The organism is Rubricella aquisinus (assembly GCF_014199445.1).
Classification (GTDB): Bacteria; Pseudomonadota; Alphaproteobacteria; order Rhodobacterales; family Rhodobacteraceae; genus Rubricella; species Rubricella aquisinus.
The window spans coordinates 278,732-294,519 of sequence record NZ_JACIJS010000004.1 but is presented as its reverse complement, the minus strand read 5'-3'; the positions used below and the strand labels follow the sequence as shown (position 1 = coordinate 294,519).

18 protein-coding genes and 1 tRNA gene are annotated in these 15,788 nt (G+C 63.6%); 16 read left to right on the top strand and 3 right to left on the bottom strand.

The window, feature by feature from the left end; all coding sequences use genetic code 11:
- The first annotated feature begins 4 nt into the window (after window positions 1–4).
- The 5 genes from FHS89_RS08270 (at window position 5) to FHS89_RS08250 (ending at window position 3,640) form a co-directional block, all read left to right on the top strand.
- Window positions 5–775: an SDR family NAD(P)-dependent oxidoreductase gene (locus FHS89_RS08270; RefSeq protein WP_184010509.1), complete on the top strand. Its 771-nt coding sequence runs from the start codon at window positions 5–7 to the stop codon at window positions 773–775.
- Window positions 776–1,081: 306 nt separating this feature from the next.
- On the top strand, window positions 1,082–1,711 hold the full coding sequence (locus FHS89_RS08265) for a DNA-3-methyladenine glycosylase family protein (RefSeq protein ID WP_184010507.1): 630 nt from the start codon (window positions 1,082–1,084) through the stop codon (window positions 1,709–1,711).
- The gene (locus FHS89_RS08260) at window positions 1,711–2,367 is read left to right on the top strand and encodes an alpha/beta hydrolase (protein ID WP_425502784.1); all 657 of its coding nucleotides are present in this window, start codon (window positions 1,711–1,713) and stop codon (window positions 2,365–2,367) included. The genes FHS89_RS08265 and FHS89_RS08260 overlap by 1 nt, the downstream gene beginning before the upstream one ends.
- On the top strand, window positions 2,364–2,894 hold the full coding sequence (locus tag FHS89_RS08255; protein ID WP_343051374.1) for an MOSC domain-containing protein: 531 nt from the start codon (window positions 2,364–2,366) through the stop codon (window positions 2,892–2,894). Before FHS89_RS08260 ends, FHS89_RS08255 begins: the two co-directional genes overlap by 4 nt.
- Before the next feature lie 161 nt (window positions 2,895–3,055).
- A complete protein-coding gene (locus FHS89_RS08250) occupies window positions 3,056–3,640 on the top strand; it encodes an HNH endonuclease (protein WP_184010503.1) in 585 nt (194 codons plus the stop codon).
- Here the strand turns inward: FHS89_RS08250 and FHS89_RS08245 are convergent.
- Together FHS89_RS08245 and FHS89_RS08240 are read right to left on the bottom strand one after the other, a co-directional pair.
- A complete protein-coding gene (locus FHS89_RS08245; RefSeq protein ID WP_184010501.1) occupies window positions 3,637–4,116 on the bottom strand; it encodes a disulfide bond formation protein B in 480 nt (159 codons plus the stop codon). The two genes, FHS89_RS08250 and FHS89_RS08245, sit on opposite strands and share 4 nt — an antisense overlap.
- A complete protein-coding gene (locus FHS89_RS08240) occupies window positions 4,109–4,687 on the bottom strand; it encodes a YqaA family protein (RefSeq protein ID WP_184010499.1) in 579 nt (192 codons plus the stop codon). The genes FHS89_RS08245 and FHS89_RS08240 overlap by 8 nt, the downstream gene beginning before the upstream one ends.
- 136 nt (window positions 4,688–4,823) lie before the next feature.
- Here FHS89_RS08240 and FHS89_RS08235 point away from each other — a divergent pair.
- The 10 genes from FHS89_RS08235 to FHS89_RS16350 all read left to right on the top strand — a co-directional run bounded on the left by FHS89_RS08235 (window position 4,824) and on the right by FHS89_RS16350 (window position 13,726).
- A tRNA-Leu gene (locus tag FHS89_RS08235) sits at window positions 4,824–4,910 on the top strand.
- 177 nt (window positions 4,911–5,087) lie between these two features.
- Window positions 5,088–6,182: a CDP-glycerol glycerophosphotransferase family protein gene (locus FHS89_RS08230; protein ID WP_184010497.1), complete on the top strand. Its 1,095-nt coding sequence runs from the start codon at window positions 5,088–5,090 to the stop codon at window positions 6,180–6,182.
- Window positions 6,179–6,694, top strand: coding sequence for an adenylyl-sulfate kinase (locus tag FHS89_RS08225; RefSeq protein WP_184010495.1), 516 nt, complete (start codon window positions 6,179–6,181; stop codon window positions 6,692–6,694). The genes FHS89_RS08230 and FHS89_RS08225 overlap by 4 nt, the downstream gene beginning before the upstream one ends.
- The gene (locus FHS89_RS16430; protein ID WP_184010493.1) at window positions 6,691–7,950 is read left to right on the top strand and encodes a formyltransferase family protein; all 1,260 of its coding nucleotides are present in this window, start codon (window positions 6,691–6,693) and stop codon (window positions 7,948–7,950) included. The genes FHS89_RS08225 and FHS89_RS16430 overlap by 4 nt, the downstream gene beginning before the upstream one ends.
- 65 nt (window positions 7,951–8,015) lie before the next feature.
- Window positions 8,016–10,400: a PEP/pyruvate-binding domain-containing protein gene (locus FHS89_RS08215; RefSeq protein ID WP_184010490.1), complete on the top strand. Its 2,385-nt coding sequence runs from the start codon at window positions 8,016–8,018 to the stop codon at window positions 10,398–10,400.
- Window positions 10,390–10,992, top strand: a complete 603-nt coding sequence (locus tag FHS89_RS08210) for a gamma-glutamyl-gamma-aminobutyrate hydrolase family protein (protein ID WP_184010488.1) — start codon at window positions 10,390–10,392, stop codon at window positions 10,990–10,992. Before FHS89_RS08215 ends, FHS89_RS08210 begins: the two co-directional genes overlap by 11 nt.
- Window positions 10,989–11,714 (top strand): phosphocholine cytidylyltransferase family protein, encoded by a 726-nt coding sequence (locus tag FHS89_RS08205; protein WP_184010486.1) that lies wholly within the window; start codon window positions 10,989–10,991, stop codon window positions 11,712–11,714. Before FHS89_RS08210 ends, FHS89_RS08205 begins: the two co-directional genes overlap by 4 nt.
- Window positions 11,711–12,139, top strand: a complete 429-nt coding sequence (locus FHS89_RS08200) for a sugar 3,4-ketoisomerase (RefSeq protein ID WP_184010484.1) — start codon at window positions 11,711–11,713, stop codon at window positions 12,137–12,139. Before FHS89_RS08205 ends, FHS89_RS08200 begins: the two co-directional genes overlap by 4 nt.
- A complete protein-coding gene (locus FHS89_RS08195) occupies window positions 12,136–13,233 on the top strand; it encodes a DegT/DnrJ/EryC1/StrS family aminotransferase (protein WP_184010483.1) in 1,098 nt (365 codons plus the stop codon). The genes FHS89_RS08200 and FHS89_RS08195 overlap by 4 nt, the downstream gene beginning before the upstream one ends.
- A gap of 19 nt (window positions 13,234–13,252) precedes the next feature.
- The gene (locus tag FHS89_RS16350; RefSeq protein ID WP_184010481.1) at window positions 13,253–13,726 is read left to right on the top strand and encodes an acyltransferase; all 474 of its coding nucleotides are present in this window, start codon (window positions 13,253–13,255) and stop codon (window positions 13,724–13,726) included.
- Here FHS89_RS16350 and FHS89_RS08185 read toward each other — a convergent pair.
- Window positions 13,713–14,609 carry a glycosyltransferase family 2 protein gene (locus FHS89_RS08185; protein ID WP_184010479.1) on the bottom strand — a complete coding sequence of 299 codons (897 nt, stop codon included), beginning with the start codon at window positions 14,607–14,609 and terminating at the stop codon, window positions 13,713–13,715. The two genes, FHS89_RS16350 and FHS89_RS08185, sit on opposite strands and share 14 nt — an antisense overlap.
- Window positions 14,610–14,733: 124 nt before the next feature.
- On the opposite strand from FHS89_RS08185, the gene rfbB reads away from it, so the two are divergent.
- Window positions 14,734–15,771, top strand: a complete 1,038-nt coding sequence (rfbB, locus tag FHS89_RS08180) for a dTDP-glucose 4,6-dehydratase (RefSeq protein WP_184010628.1) — start codon at window positions 14,734–14,736, stop codon at window positions 15,769–15,771.
- Window positions 15,772–15,788 lie beyond the last annotated feature (17 nt).

Sequence of the window (15,788 nt, the reverse complement as noted above, 5' to 3'; positions counted from 1 at the left end):
GATCATGAAACTAGGGACAGACATCAGCGCGGTCGTGACGGGTGGCGCATCGGGCCTTGGGGAGGCAACGGCGCGGAGCCTCGCGGCGGAGGGCGTGCGCGTCGCGATCCTCGACCGGGACGCGGAGCGGGGTGAGGCAATCGCGGCAGAGATTGGCGGATGTTTTTGCAGCGTCGATGTGGCCGATCCGGCGAGCGTGGCCGCAGCACTCAAAGCCGCCCGCGCGGCCCATGGCCAGGAGCGGCTGACAGTGAATTGCGCAGGCGTCGCCTGGGCAATCAAAACGGTGGATCGGGACGGCAACGCCCACGACCCGGACGCCTTCGCCAAGACGGTGATGATCAACCTTGTGGGCACGTTCAACGTCGCCAGCCAATCGGCAGCGGGCATGGTCGCGGCAGACCCGCTGACACAGGATGGCGAGCGTGGAGTGATCGTGAACACCGCGTCGGTGGCAGCCTTTGACGGGCAGATCGGACAGATCGCCTATGGCGCGTCAAAAGGTGGCGTGGTCGGCATGACCCTGCCCATGGCGCGCGACCTGTCCCGCTCCGGCGTGCGGGTGATGGCGATTGCGCCGGGCCTGTTCCTGACCCCGATGCTGAAATCCCTGCCTGAGGAGGCTCAGGCCAGCCTCGGCGCGCAAGTGCCCTTCCCGTCCCGGCTGGGCGATCCGGCGGAATATGCCGCGCTCGTTGCCCATATCGCGACCAATCCGATGCTGAACGGGGAGGTGATCCGCCTTGACGGGGCGATCAGGATGGCGCCGAGATAGAGCTTTTATGCCTCCGGCGGGGTATATTTGAGGAAAGTGAATTGGGGTTTGCGTTAACAGAGCAACCCACGCGATTCGGCCGTGGGTCAAGGTCCGAGGAACGAGCGGCCTTGACGCGCAGGCGAATCGTGACACCCACAATTGAAAGGGTGATTTGAGGAACACGACTGTTCCTCAGACACCTCAGCGCAATCTTCCCTTCTCGCGGCGCAGCCGCGCCACGCCAAACGGGAGGACGGAGCGCAAGCGACGGAACGACGGGCGGGAGGGCTTTTCATTCGGGTTTGGGTCCACCATTTTGACCGGATGGATGAGCCGCTTATCAGACACCGCGCCGATCTCGACCAGGCATTGGTCGCATTGATCGCCATTGAACCGCGTTTTGCATTTGTCCGGCAGCTTGCCGAGCCAGTGCCGCTCCGGTTGCGGGAGGATGGGTTTCCGGCCCTTCTGAATATCATCCTCGGGCAGCAGATCTCTGTCGCGTCAGCGGCAAGTGTCTGGCGGCGGTTGGACGCCGCAGGTGCCACGACCGAAGCCGGGGTTCAGCGCTATGATGAGCCGGGTTTGCGCGCGCTTGGCCTCACACGGCAAAAGGCGCATTATATCAACCTTCTCGCCCATGCCGAATTCGACTACACAGCGCTCAGGCACCTGCCCAGCGCAGAGGTGATCCACCGCCTCACGCGCCTCAAGGGCATCGGCCCATGGACGGCGGAGATCTACGCCATGTTCTGCCTGGGCCGGGCCGATGTGATCGCGGCGGGCGATCTGGCCATTCAGGAGGCCACGCGGCAGCTTTTCGGTCTATCCGCCCGCCCCGATACCCATGAGATGCGCGCCATCGCGCAAGACTGGTCGCCATGGCGGTCGGTTGCGGCGCGCGCGCTCTGGGCCTATTACCAAGACATGACAACACGCGAAGGGATCGGCTGATCATGGCGACACTCACCTCCACCCCGCTCACCGCGAAATCCGGCACGGCGGACAGTCTTGTCATCTTTTTGCATGGATATGGCGCGGATGGGGCCGATCTGTTGGGGCTGGGGGAGGTGCTGGCCCCGCATATGCCCAACACGGAATTTCACGCCCCAAACGCGCCGGAGCGCTGCGTGAACAATCCCATGGGTTATCAGTGGTTTCCGATCCCGTGGATGGATGGATCGACCGAGGCGCAGATGACGGCAAGTTTCACCGCATCCGTCGCCGCACTCGACGCCTATCTTGACGACATCGCCAGCCGCACCGGGATCGGGCCAGAGCGCACGGTGCTGGTCGGCTTTTCGCAAGGCACGATGATGAGCCTGCATGTCGGACCACGGCGGGCCGATCCGCTGGCGGGGATAGTCGGCTTTTCCGGGCGGCTCTTGGCACCCGAGGATATCGGCTCCGTCATCAGTAAGCCGCCGGTTCTGCTGATCCATGGCGATGTGGACCCGGTTGTCCCCTTCGCGCATATGGCGGAGGCCGCAACCGCGCTGCGCGGCGCAGGCTTCGACGTGGACACCCATACAAGCCACGGCACGCCCCATGGGATCGCGCCAGATGGCCTGTCCAAAGCCCTGCTCTTTCTGCACGAGCATCTGGCGTGAGAGGACGCGTCCTTTCGGTTGCCCGCCACCCCGCGCATGGCAGCGGCAAGGACGTGACGGATGAGATCACCCTCGTGGCCGGGATGGGCGTGGAGGGAGACGTGCATTACGGCGCAACCCTGCGCCACGAAAGCCATAATCCCGACGGGCCCAACCTGCGTCAGGTCCACCTGATGTCACAGGAGATGCTAGACGCGCTGTCGCTCAAGGGGTTCGCGCTGAAACCCGGGCAGATCGGCGAGAATATCCTGACCGAAGGCATCGACCTGCCGCATTTGCCCACGGGCAGCCTGATCCGGTTCGGCTCGGGTGCGCTGGTGGTGCTGACCGGGCGGCGCAATCCTTGCGCGCAACTCGATGGGATAAAGCCGGGCCTGCTGGCCGCCTGCGCCGAGCGGGATGCAAGTGGCGTCATGTGGCGCATCGGCGTGATGGCCATGGTGGTCGAGGGCGGCGTGGTCCGGCCCGGGGCGGAGGCGATCCTGCGTATCCCGCCTGCCCCGCATCACCCCTTGGCGCGGGTCTGAGCGCGCAACGAAACCGTCACATCCCCGCGCTATCCTCCCACTATATGGGATGGCACCCCACGACCTTGGGGCTTGTCAGAAATTGACACCCATATATAGTTTCACCGTGGGACGTTGTCCCGTCCCCGCGCGCGATAGTCGTGAGAGGATGACACGTCACCATGGATACCCAATTCGCTGCGAATTTTGTGCGAAGCCCCTCCAGCCTGCGGGAGCATCCCGCGCTGGTGTTGAATGCGGATTTTCGCCCGCTCTCTTATTTCCCGTTGTCGCTGTGGCCATGGCAGGAAGCGGTCAAGGCCGCGTTTCTGGATCGGGTCACGATCCTTGCAGAATATGACCATGTGGTGCACAGCCCCTCGACGGCGTTTCGTCTGCCTTCGGTTGTGGTGCTGAAGGATTATGTGCGGCCCGCCAAATCCACCGCGTTCACCCGGTTCAACCTGTTCTTGCGCGATGAGTTTACCTGCCAGTATTGCGGCGCGCAGGGGGAGATGACGTTTGACCATGTGATCCCGCGCGCACGCGGCGGGCGCACCACATGGGAAAACGTGGTCGCCGCCTGCTCCCCCTGCAACCTGCGCAAAGGGTCCAAGACAGTGAAAGGGGCGAATATGTCGCTGCGCCGCCCGCCGCGTGCGCCCCACCCGGAACATCTGCGCAATGTGGGCCGGAAATTCCCGCCCAACCACCTGCATGAAAGCTGGATGGATTTCCTCTATTGGGATGCGGAACTGGACGCTTAAGCGCGCACCGCCTGCAGCCAAAGCCCTGCGAGGAAGAAAGAGACAAGCGCGTTCCAGCCAGCCATGGAAATGCCAAAGAGGCTCCATGGCACCTGATCGCACCGCACCAGCGGCGCATCCATGATCTGCGCCATCAGATCGGTGGAGGACAGCGACCCAACGTCGCCCCCGCCCGCGCAGGCCGTGATGCCCTCCCAAAAGCCCCATTCGACACCCGCGTGAAACACGCCGATCCCAGCGGTTGTCAGCGCCGCCAGGAGCCCCAGCACCGCGATCCAGCGCGCCGCACCGGGCAAAAGAAAGGCGAGCACTCCAAACGCAATCGCCGCCGCATGGGGCCAGCGTTGCCAGATGCACATCTGACAGGGCGCGAGCCCGCCGATATATTCAAACCCGAATGCCGCGAGGAGCAGCGCGGCAGACCCACCTGCTGCCACTCCGATCAGCCCAAGGCGTGCGCCCACCGTGCTAGACATAGCTCACCATCACAAAGCCCCCGATCAACAACACCATCGCGATGGTGAACATAAGGCCAAGCCGCTTTTCGATGAAATCACGAATGGGTGGGCCGAACTTCCACAAAAGGGCAGCCACAAGGAAAAACCGCAGCCCCCGCGCCACGACGGAGGAGACCATGAAGGTCATCAGATCAAGGCCCGTGGCCCCGGACGCGATGGTAATGACCTTGTAAGGAAAAGGTGTCACCCCGGCAAACAGCACTGCCCAAGCCCCAAAATCATTATAGCGGGCGGCAAACTCGGCAAAATAATCCCATTTGCCATACATCTCCAGCACCGGGCGGCCGACCGTTTCCAGAAGCGCCGCACCGATCCAATATCCCAGCCCGCCCCCCAGAACGGAGGCAACCGTACACACGCCCGCGATCAACCACGCACGGTGCGGCGCGGCCAGAACCATCGGGATCAACAGCACATCGGGGGGAATCGGAAAGACCGAGCTTTCCATGAAGCTCACAACAGCCAGCACACCCAGCGCATAGCGCGTGGCCGCAAGGCGGAGGGTCATATCGTACATCGCACGGATCATGGCGGTCTGTTATCGCCGGGCGCGGGGTCTGTCCACTCACCATTCGCGCGGCCCGCGATTTCTCGGACGATTGGGCGCGGATCACGTTCAAATCCCGTTGCACCCGGTGAAATTGGATTGTAAGCCTGATGCCCATGCCCGGGTGGCGGAATTGGTAGACGCAGCGGATTCAAAATCCGCCGATCTAACGATCGTGGGGGTTCGAGTCCCCCCCCGGGCACCACATCCCATATGACCAGTGACGGTGCCCCGTGATAAGTGGTCCCGACTGCCATGGATGCAAGGCACCAACCCCAAGCTGCCCCCGCAGACACTCGCCCTGCTTATCAACCTTGAAGTCGGGCGGGAACACAGCCTTTATTGCAGGGGAGCACAGGTGCCGGGGTCGGCGTCACGATCCATGAGGAAAACCCAAATCGAGATGGAAGCCGAACAGTCCCCCGTCACCATCCTTGAGCGGTTGGCCTTTCTTGTGCACACGCAAGAACTGATCAACCATTACGCCCCGGTGTTTGACGCGCTGGCGCGAGCGGGGGCCGCGTTTGATATCCTGACCCATCGCGAGCCGATCACCATCACGCCTGAGCAACGCGCCGCATGGGGCTGCGGCGTGATCAAACAGCGCCGGATCCGCAATCTGGGTCAGAAATACCGCTGCCTTGTGACCAATCACTTCATCGCCCAGCGCAATGGCCGATTGCTCCACAGCCTCGCGGTGGAGAATATCCGCTTTATGTATGCCGCCGGGAAAAGTGCGCATAACCTCGCGCCGTGGAACACGATCTATGACGGGATTTTGTGCTTTGGCCCCTATCATGCGGGGGCGTTCAAAGCCCGCTACGGCCTGCCGACCTATGAAATGGGCTTCCCGCGCTTTGACCGCTATTTCACAGAAACCCCCGATATGCCCGCGCTCTATGATCGGTTTGGCTGCGATCCGGCGAAGCGGACCATCGTGTGGCTGCCGACATGGCTGGAATTGTCCTCCGTCGGGCTGTTCAACGATGAGATTGCAGCACTGTGCGCCGATTACAATGTGGTGGTGAAAGTGCATCCCCTGATGCCACAAAGCGAGCCGGACAGGATAGCCTCATTGCGAGCGCTCCCCCTTACGCGACTGATTGAGACGGCAGAGGACAACATCCCCCTCTACCAACTGGCCGACTTTATGCTGTTTGACTATGGTGGCCCGGCTTTTGGTGCGATCTATGCGGGCAAACGGTTTATCCTGCTTGATGTCCCACAAGCGGCGGCGGATACGCTCACGGGCCCGGACTCCAGCGATATCGGATTGCGGCAGGTCTTTCGCCATGTCGGCGCATCGGATCGGGGCATTCGTGGGGTGTTGGAGGATGACGCGACATGGGCTGCGCATGGCGCGGCGTGCGCGGACCAAAGCGCGCGGTATTTCGCGCCGCATCAGGGCACAGCCGCCCAGCACGCGGCCCGCGCGCTGATAGACAGAAGCTGGCTGACGAAAGGGACCGCGCCATGATCCTCTGGTTCATCGGATTATCCGGCTCAGGCAAGACGACCTTGGGGCGGGAAGTGTATGATCGCCTGAAAACCCGCCACGCCAACACCGTATTCCTTGATGGGGACGAGTTGCGCGCGGTTTTCGCCGCTGATCGCGACAAGGACGCCTACACGGTCGCAGGGCGGCGGCGGAATGCGGAGCGGATCACGGCATTGTGCGAGATGCTGGATCGGCAGGGCATTCATGTGGTGTGCTGCATCCTGTCGCTCTTCCCCGATATGCAAGCCGCCAACCGCACCCGGTTCAGCCGCTATTTCGAAGTGTTCATGGATGCCCCGATAGAGGTGTTACAGGCGCGCGATGTCAAAGGTCTCTATGCGCGCGCGGCACGGGGAGAGGCCGGGGAGGTCGTGGGGATCGACATCCCGTTTCCGCGGCCCGAACACCCGGATATGGTCATCGCATCCAGCGGGGACACGCCCGATCTCGCCAAGCTCGCAGAGCAGATCATCGCGCGGGCGGCACTGTGAGCACGATCTACCCCTATGCCAGCGGCCGCTTGCTGCATGAGCGCAACACCTATTTCTACAGCGCCTTTCATGGGCAGGCGACATTCGACGCGTGGCTATCGGCGCGCGCCGGGGCGCAAGATGCCCCCCCACCACCGCATGACGCGACGCCGACGCGGCAGCGCCTTTCCGGCCCACTGGACACCGCGACGCTCGACAAACTGGTGCAGCGCTTTGAGGTGACCAAGCGGCTCCATGATGACTATCTGCCGTCATGGCGAGCGGTCGATACAACGCGGTTTGAGGATATGAAAAGCTACCGGTTATTTGCCGACCGGCTGGCTGGCGCCTATGAGCGGACGGGCCAGCTTTGGTATCTCAATACGCTCCTTAAGGTGAATGACACGCTGACAGCACTTGGTCATCTGCCCAAGGACGGGCGCGTGGCGGAGCAGCGATTGATCCGGGCACTTGCGGAAAGGGTGGCGCTGCCGCCTCTCCGACCCTTTGCGCCCGTTCCGTGGCAGGCCGCGCCAGCGCCCGCACGGGTGATCCCCGGCTTGTCCGCGATCCTCTGTGCCAGCGCGCGGGCGCGGGCCTATATCCAGCGGCTCGTCATGCTGGGCCTGATCCCCGAGTATGTCCTTTTTCTGGGGGAGGACGGGCCCGCCGCGCTACCCAGCGGCCCGCAAAACTGGGACGGGGTGTTCCTGCCCGACCTGTCCGAGCCTGCCACCGCCACCTGTGCCCGCGCGGGCATTCCCGTCACTCGGATCGCCGCGCCCGATGTGAACGACCCGGCGGTGCGGGACGTGCTGCGCCGACAGGGGGGTGGCGTGACCCTCTATGCCGGGTTGGGCGGGCAAATCGTGTCGAAAGAGACGCTGGAATGCGGTGTGCGCTTCTTGCACCTGCATTCGGGGTCGCTGCCGGAGTATCGCGGCTCCACCACGCTTTACTACGCGTTGCTGAACGGACAGGCGCCCGCTGTCAGCGCGATCTGGCTTGACCCCCAGATTGACACGGGGCCGGTGCTGGCGCGGCAAAGCTATCCCATTCCCGCGTCAGGCATGGATGTGGACCGGCTTTATGACGCGAGCATCCGGGCCGATCTGATGGGGCGGATCGTGGGTGAGATCGCGCGGCATGGCGCGGATCACCTGACACCACAGCCCACGGAGGGGCCAGAGGGCGTTTATTATGTGATCCATCCGATCCTGAAACATATCGCATTGATGGCGCTCAGTGGCACGAGAGCGCAAATCTCAGCGCCTTAGAACAATGGACGCCGCACAGCATTTGTCGCACAAAGGGCCAGAATGAGCCAAGGACTGCCGCCGCGATGACTGACACGCCTCGCTTCACCTTCGGGACCAAAGCCGAAACGCTCGCTCTGCTGGCGCCACTTGTGACGACGGCGATGGTGCCGCCGGTCCATGTCACCCGCCGCGACGCATGGGTGAAGGACCGGGACGGCGTGCTGGCCGCGATTGCCGCGCGCTTTGCCGGGCAGCGGCTGGCCGTCCGGTCAAGCGCGTTGAGCGAGGACGCCGCCGAAAGCTCCATGGCGGGTGCCTTTCTCAGCCTTCTTGATGTGCCTACCGATGATCCTGCACAGCTGGCGCAAGCGATGGATCAGGTCAGCGCCTCCATGACCGCGCGGGACGGGGATCAGATCCTTGTGCAGCCCATGATCGGGGATATCGCCGTGAGCGGGGTCATCATGACCTTCGACATGGCCAGTGGCGCGCCCTATTACCGGCTCGATTTCGATGATGAAACCGGACGCCCGGATGTGGTGACAAGCGGCACGGGCGTGCACAAGAGCCTTTATGTGCATCGCGACACCGCCCCTGCGGCCCTGAAATCGGAGCGCGTGGCGCGGTTCATCGCATTGGCGCGGGAGTTGGAGGCCATCACAGGCTCCGCAGCACTCGACATCGAATTTTGCATGACCCGGGGTGGCGATCTGGTGCTGTTGCAAGTGCGGCGCATCGTTCTGGCGCGGCATTGGCACCCGGTGATCGAGCGGCGCGTGCGGCGCGAATTGGCACATCTGGAGGCGCATCTGACGCGCGCATTCGCGCCGCAACCGGGGCTGCTGGGGCAAGGGACGGCCTATGGCGTGATGCCCGACTGGAACCCGGCGGAGATCATCGGGACCACGCCGCGCCCGCTTGCGACCTCGCTCTATCACGATCTGATCACCGGGCATGTCTGGCATGAGGCCCGCGCGGAGATGGGCTATCGCGCGCTGCCGCGCACGCCACTGATGACGGTGCTGCATACCCATCCCTTTATCGACGTGCGGGCGAGCTTTAATTCGTTCCTGCCAGCCGGGCTGGCGGATACGACGGGTGCGGTGCTGGTGGATGCGTGGATCGCGCGGCTCAAGGCGCAGCCGGAATTTCATGACAAGGTCGAGTTCGAGATCGTGCCGACCTGCATGAGCTTCGATTTCGACGCGCAGTTTCAGGCGCGCTATCCCGGCCTGCTTGCCCCGCAAGAATTTGACGACTACCGCGCTGCGCTGATTGCGCTGACCCGCGATAATCTGGACCCGGCGCGGGCGGGTCTTGAGCGCGCGATTGCAGAGGCGCAAACGCTGCTTCATCACACCGCGCCGCGTGGCGGCGACGGAGACGGGGCCGCGCATCTGGGTCATGCCGTGCGGCTCATCAATGCCTGTCGCAGCCATGGCACCCGCCCCTTTGCCAAGGCCGCGCGCCATGCCTTTATCGCGGAAAGCCTGCTGCGGTCAGCCGTGGCGCGCGGGGCGCTCAGCGCCGACCGACTGGCCCAGTTCCGGCGCGCGATCCAGACCTATTCCAGCACCATGATGGCGGATTTCGAGGCTGTGCATGACGGGCAGATGACGCAGCCCGATTTCTTTGCCCGTTATGGTCACCTGCGGCCCGGCACCTATGACGTCACCTCGCTGCGCTATGACGAGCGGGAGGATCTGTTTGCCGACAAGCCCGCCGCGATGGCAGCGCATGTCGCGACGTTCACCGCCACGGACGCGGAGCACGCGGCGCTGTCCTCCCTCTTGAGCGAGGCGGGGCTTGATGTGCTGACGGCTGAGGCGTTTTTTGACTATGCGGCGCGGGCGATTGCCGCGCGAGAGGACGTGAAATTCATCTTCACCCGCGCCCTGTCGGACGCGCTGTTGCATCTGCGGCACTGGGGGCTGAGCAACGGCTTGTCCGCCGATGATGTATCCTTCCTGCGCTGGCCTGAGATTGCCGATCTGACCCATACCCCCGTGCTAGAAGACCTCGACCGGCATTTCCTGCCCATCGCCAATGCGCGACGGCAAGACATGGTGGATGCCGCGACCATCCGCCTGCCGCATCTGATCACCGCGCCGGGCGATATTTATGTGGCCACGCTCAACCGGTCTGTGCCGAATTTCGTTGGTTCGGGTCGGGTGGTTGGCACAGTGAGCCATATCTCAGCCGACAGCCCGCCGGGCGCGGATATTCGTGGGCGCATCGTGTGCATCAGCAATGCCGATCCCGGATTTGACTGGATTTTCGCGAAAGGACCGGCGGCCCTTGTCACCCGGTTCGGCGGTATGAACTCACATATGGCGGTGCGCTGTGCCGAACTGGGCGTGCCTGCCGCCATCGGCTGTGGCGATCAGGTGTTTGAGCGGATCGCCGCCGCAGCGCAGGTTGAACTGAACTGCGCGGAAAAGATCATTCGGCCCGTCCATGGCAGATAGGGCGCCATATCGTATCGGGCTGACCATGCGTCAGGTCTCCGCCCCCGGCTATGAGGAGCCGCGCGATGCGCTGGCGCAGGATTGGGCCGGGTTCATGGCCGCAGCCCTGCCTGGCACTCCGTGGATGCCCCTGCCCAATTTGGGTGCGGAGCGGATCACCGCCTATTGCACAAACTGGGGGATCAATGGCCTTTTGCTGACCGGCGGGGACGATCCGGGTGCGACCCCCCTGCGCGATGAGACCGAGCGGGCACTCCTTGACTGGGCGGGCGTCGAGGGGCATCCGGTGCTCGGCATTTGTCGGGGGATGCAGATGATGGCGATCTGGGCGGGTGCCAGCCTGACCGGGGTCGCGGGCCATGTCGCGACCCGCCATGCGGTGACCGGGCGGGACGGCACGGTCAATTCCTATCACGCCAGCAGCATCACGGGCCCGATCCCCGGCTTTCGCCCCGCCGCAGTCGCGGAGGACGGCACGGTCGAGGCCATCGCGGCAGAAGGCCGAGCCATGAGCGGCATCATGTGGCACCCGGAGCGAGAGGCACGCCCCGATCCGCAGGACATCGCCCTGTTCAGAAAGGTCTTTTCATGAGAGCGATCATCCTTGCCGCCGGGCGCGGCAGCCGTATGCAGCAGATGACGGATGAAAAGCCGAAATGCATGGTGCCATTGGACGGCAAGCCCTTGCTGTTTCATCAGATCGAAGCGCTGCGCGCGGCAGGCGTGACGGAGCTTGGCATTGTCACGGGCTACCGCGCGGCGCTGATCGAAGGCCATGCCGACCGCGTGTTCCACAATCCCCGCTGGGCAGAGACGAACATGGTCGCCTCGCTAGCGCAAGCGGAGGCATGGTTGGCGGAGGGGCCATGCCTGATCAGTTATTCCGATATCTTCTATGCGCCGGAGGCCGTCAGCGCCCTGTCACACGCGCCAGAGCCGATTGCCATCACATATGATCCGAACTGGCTTGAGATTTGGGCCGCGCGATTTGACGACCCGCTGGAGGACGCGGAGAGTTTCAAGCTGACCCCAGATGGGCAATTGGCCGAGATCGGCAAACAGGCCCACCACACGGATGAGATCGAGGGGCAATATATGGGTCTGTTGCATTTTCGTCCTGAAGGCTGGGCCGAAGTGCATCGCCTGCGCGCGGGCATGAATGCTGCGGCGCGCGACCGGCTTGATATGACCAGCGCGCTTCAGATGGTGCTGGAGGGCGGGCGCGTGGCCATCGGGGCAGTGCCGAACCATCATCCGTGGGGGGAGGTCGATTCCATCTCCGATCTCGCGGCCTATGAGGGGGGACGCCCATGACTGCCCCCGCCCGTCCCGCGCTGGATGCGTGCCATCTGATCGACCTGCCACGGGTGAGCGACGCGCGCGGTGCGCTGAGCTTTGTCGAAGGGCAACGGCATGTCCCGTTCGACATCGCGCGGGTCTATTACCTTTATGACCTTGGGCCAGCGGTGACCCGTGGCGCGCATGGTCATAAGGCGCTGGAACAGCTTATCATCGCGGTGGCCGGACGGTTTGAGATCACCCTCTCCGATGGGCAACAATCGCGGCGGTTTGAGCTGTCCCGCCCGGATCAGGGGCTTTATGTAGGGCCAATGATCTGGCGCGATCTGGGCGGATTTTCCGAAGGCGCGGTGTGCCTCGTTCTGGCCTCCCTGCCCTATGACGAGGCCGATTATTTCCGCGATCATGCGGCGTATCTGGAGGCCGTGTCCGCGTCATGATCGTCCCTTTCCTTGACCTTACCGCTGGAACGGCTGAGTTGCGCGACGCACTTGATGCGGCGATGGCGCGGGTCATGTCCTCGGGCCGGTATATCGGCGGGGCGGAGGTCACCGGGTTTGAACAGGCCTTCGCCGGGTTTTGCGGAACGGCGCAATGCGTGGGTGTCAGCAACGGGCTGGATGCGCTGCGGCTGGCGCTGATGGCGATGGAGGTCAGGCCGGGGGATGAGGTGATCGTGCCCGCGCATACTTTCGTCGCCACATGGCTTGCCGTCAGTCAGACCGGAGCCACCATCGTGCCGGTCGATCCGGCGGAAGGACAGTTCACGATTGACGCCGACGGGATCGCGGCGGCCCTCACCCCGCGCACCCGTGCGGTGATCCCGGTGCATATTTACGGGATGCCCTGTGACATGGATCCCATCATGGCGCTGGCTCAGGAGCACCGGCTTTGGGTGCTGGAGGACGCGGCGCAGGCCCATGGTGCGCTCTATCGCGGGCAGCGTATCGGGGGGCATGGGCATGCCGCCGCGTGGAGCTTTTATCCCGGCAAGAACCTTGGCGCTTTTGGCGATGCGGGGGCCGTGACCACCAATGATCCCGCCCTTGCCGCGCGGATGCGGCGGATCGGCAACTATGGGGCGGAGGAGAAATACAAGCATCTTGAGCAGGGCCTGAATGCGCGACTCGACCCGCTTCAGGCGGCGCTGCTGCGGGTAAAGCTCGACCATCTGGAGGCGTGGAACGCACGGCGCGCGCGGATCGCTGCACGCTATGACGCCGAATTGCCCGGCGATTTGCTGCGGCTTCCGCACATGCCGAATTGGGCGCAATCCTCTTGGCATCTTTATGTGGTGCGCGCTGCCGAGCGGGACGCGCTGGCGCGCCATCTGGCACAGGACGGGATCGAGACGATCCAGCATTACCCGATCCCCTGCCACGCCCAAGCCGCCTATGCAGGCGATCAATGGCCCGCGCTCCCCCGGGCCGACGCGTTGGCGCAGGAGGTGCTGAGCCTGCCCATCGGGCCACATCAGACCGATGCGCAGACCGACAGGGTGATCGCGAGCCTGCACCGCTTTTTCGCCACATGACAGATAAAGGGAGCCAGTGATGGGCACGACATTTCACCCGTTGAGCGATGTTCAGGCCGATGCCATCGGGGAGGGCACGACGATCTGGCAATTCTGCGTCGTCCTGAAGGGCGCCACAATCGGGCGGGATTGCAACATCTGCTCCCATTGCTTTATCGAAAACGATGTTGTGATCGGGGACCGCGTGACGATCAAGAACGGCGTGTCGCTATATGACGGGATGCGCATCGGGGATGATGTGTTCATCGGGCCGAATGTGACGCTGACCAATGATCCCTATCCCAAAAGCGCGCGTGGATCAGCGCGCGCGGCGCAGGCTTTCCCCCAAACCCATATCGGCAAGGGTGCCTCCATCGGTGGCGGCGCGGTCCTGCTGCCGGGGATCACGATCGGTGCGGGTGCTATGATCGGTGCGGGCGCGGTGGTGACGCGGGATGTCGCGCCGGGGCAAACCGTGGTCGGCAATCCCGCGCGGGCGGTCACGCGCCCCTAAGGTCGTCCAGCGCCTCAGGCGGCGTGAGACCGGCCGCGATGTCATCGGCCACCTGTGCCTCAAGCTGTCGGATTTTGTCCTCCAGCCATTTGCGGGTTTTTCGGGGCCGGGGGGAATAGGTATTGCTGTCGATCAGGCTTTGCCGTTTGTCGCGCAAGAGGCTCAGCCGGTTGAGCGCGCGCATCCCCTGATGCGCGCCCTTGATCTGGTGCGGATTGAGGTCACTGATCCCGCCATCGCGGTGAAACACCAGCGGTTCGGGCACATGCTTGATCGTGCCCGCCAGAAACGCCCGAAAGGTAAACACCCGATCCTCCGCGATGCCCGGCACGCTGAGCGGGCCAAAGCGGTGGTATATCTCCGGGTTATAGGCCGCGACCGCCCCGACGATGCCATAATGGGACATGGCCATGCGAAACAGGCCCATGCGCCGCATCTCGACATTGGTGACGATATAGTCGCCCACATGACCGTCATAGGTCATGCCGACCATGTCGGAGAACACGATCATCGGGCGCGCCGTGCCCTCTGCATCGCCCTCCACATAGGCCGCATGAAGTTTGCGCGCGCGGTCGGGAGTGGAGATATCGTCGCCCGCCTGCAACACCACAAGCGCGCCTTCGGCCCTCTCGAACATCAGATTGACATGCGGCGCGATGCCAAGGTTACGGGGCGTGCGGTTCACCTCCACATCATGCGGGCCATCATACCCCGCCACGACCGATCGGATCACATCGAATGTCTCATCGGTGGAGCAATCGTCAGACAGGATGATTTGCAGGTTCTCATAATCCTGATCGAGCGCCGATTGCACGGCCTCCGCCACTACGGGGGCCTGATTATAGGCCATGACTATGAAAGTGACCCGCTCTGCCTGCGCCATCAGTTGCTCCGCAATTTTCCTCAGAGGGTTGTAAGGCTTTTGTAAAACTGGTGAAAGCCATTACCCTTGCGACCAAAGGGCGACAGCACGCAACCCGTCACGCCGGAGGTGATCCGTGACCCGAATGCTCGTAACAGGAGGTGCCGGTTTTATCGGATCAGCGCTGGTGCGCAGGCTGGTGGGCGCAGGGCATGAGGTCTGCACGCTGGATGCGCTGACCTATGCGGGCACGCGCACGTCCCTGCGCGGGGTTGATCCGCACCCGCGCCACCGCTTTGTCGAAGGTGACATTCGCGATGCCGGCACGGTTGCGGACGTGTTTGCCTCCTTCCAGCCGGACCGCGTTTTTCATCTGGCCGCTGAAAGCCATGTTGACCGCTCCATCGACGGGCCGGGGGCGTTTATCTCCACCAATGTGACCGGCACCTATGTGCTGCTGGAGGCCGCCCGCGCCTATTGGGACAAGCTGCCGGGTGCTGCGCAGGCGCGGTTTCGGTTTTTGCATGTGTCTACCGATGAGGTTTATGGCTCTCTCGGGGCGGAGGGCGCATTCAGCGAGCACAGCGCCTATGACCCATCCTCCCCCTATTCAGCGTCCAAGGCCGCGTCGGACCACCTCGTGAAAGCATGGACGCGGACCTATGGCTTTCCGGCGATGATCTCAAACTGCTCGAACAATTACGGCCCCTATCAATTCCCCGAAAAGCTGATCCCGCTCACCATCCTGAACACCGCGGCGGGGCGCGCGCTGCCGGTGTATGGCACGGGGGAGCATATCCGCGACTGGCTGCATGTGGAGGATCACGCAAGCGCGCTTGACCTCATTGCAGCACAAGGCCAGATCGGCGCGACCTACACCGTGGGCAGCCGCAATGAGCGGCGCAATATTGATGTCGTCAGAACCATCTGCGCGGAAATGGACGCGCTCCGGCCAGAGGCCGCGCCGCATGATCGGCTGATCACCTTTGTCGAGGACCGACCCGGCCATGACGCGCGCTATGCCATTGATCCAACCCGGCTGGAGCAGGATTTGGGCTGGCATGCGCACCATGGCTTTGCTGACGGCATCCGTGCGACGATCCGTTGGTATCTGGAGAACGTGGACTGGTGGCAGCCCTTGCAGGCGCGCTATGCGGGCGCGCGATTGGGCGTCACGCGTTAGGGCGGCAGCGCAGGGGG

Bases quoted from the DNA above. Each gene is read 5' to 3' on its own strand.
- FHS89_RS08245 (WP_184010501.1), bottom strand. From the start codon at position 4,116: ATGTCTAGCACGGTGGGCGCACGCCTTGGGCTGATCGGAGTGGCAGCA.
- FHS89_RS08230 (WP_184010497.1), top strand. From the start codon at position 5,088: ATGAGGAAAACCCAAATCGAGATGGAAGCCGAACAGTCCCCCGTCACC.
- FHS89_RS08240 (WP_184010499.1), bottom strand. From the start codon at position 4,687: ATGATCCGTGCGATGTACGATATGACCCTCCGCCTTGCGGCCACGCGC.
- FHS89_RS16350 (WP_184010481.1), top strand. From the start codon at position 13,253: ATGGGCACGACATTTCACCCGTTGAGCGATGTTCAGGCCGATGCCATC.
- FHS89_RS08195 (WP_184010483.1), top strand. From the start codon at position 12,136: ATGATCGTCCCTTTCCTTGACCTTACCGCTGGAACGGCTGAGTTGCGC.
- FHS89_RS08200 (WP_184010484.1), top strand. From the start codon at position 11,711: ATGACTGCCCCCGCCCGTCCCGCGCTGGATGCGTGCCATCTGATCGAC.
- FHS89_RS08210 (WP_184010488.1), top strand. From the start codon at position 10,390: ATGGCAGATAGGGCGCCATATCGTATCGGGCTGACCATGCGTCAGGTC.
- FHS89_RS08265 (WP_184010507.1), top strand. From the start codon at position 1,082: ATGGATGAGCCGCTTATCAGACACCGCGCCGATCTCGACCAGGCATTG.
- FHS89_RS08215 (WP_184010490.1), top strand. From the start codon at position 8,016: ATGACTGACACGCCTCGCTTCACCTTCGGGACCAAAGCCGAAACGCTC.
- FHS89_RS08225 (WP_184010495.1), top strand. From the start codon at position 6,179: ATGATCCTCTGGTTCATCGGATTATCCGGCTCAGGCAAGACGACCTTG.
- rfbB (WP_184010628.1), top strand. From the start codon at position 14,734: ATGCTCGTAACAGGAGGTGCCGGTTTTATCGGATCAGCGCTGGTGCGC.
- FHS89_RS08270 (WP_184010509.1), top strand. From the start codon at position 5: ATGAAACTAGGGACAGACATCAGCGCGGTCGTGACGGGTGGCGCATCG.
- FHS89_RS08185 (WP_184010479.1), bottom strand. From the start codon at position 14,609: ATGGCGCAGGCAGAGCGGGTCACTTTCATAGTCATGGCCTATAATCAG.
- FHS89_RS08250 (WP_184010503.1), top strand. From the start codon at position 3,056: ATGGATACCCAATTCGCTGCGAATTTTGTGCGAAGCCCCTCCAGCCTG.
- FHS89_RS08205 (WP_184010486.1), top strand. From the start codon at position 10,989: ATGAGAGCGATCATCCTTGCCGCCGGGCGCGGCAGCCGTATGCAGCAG.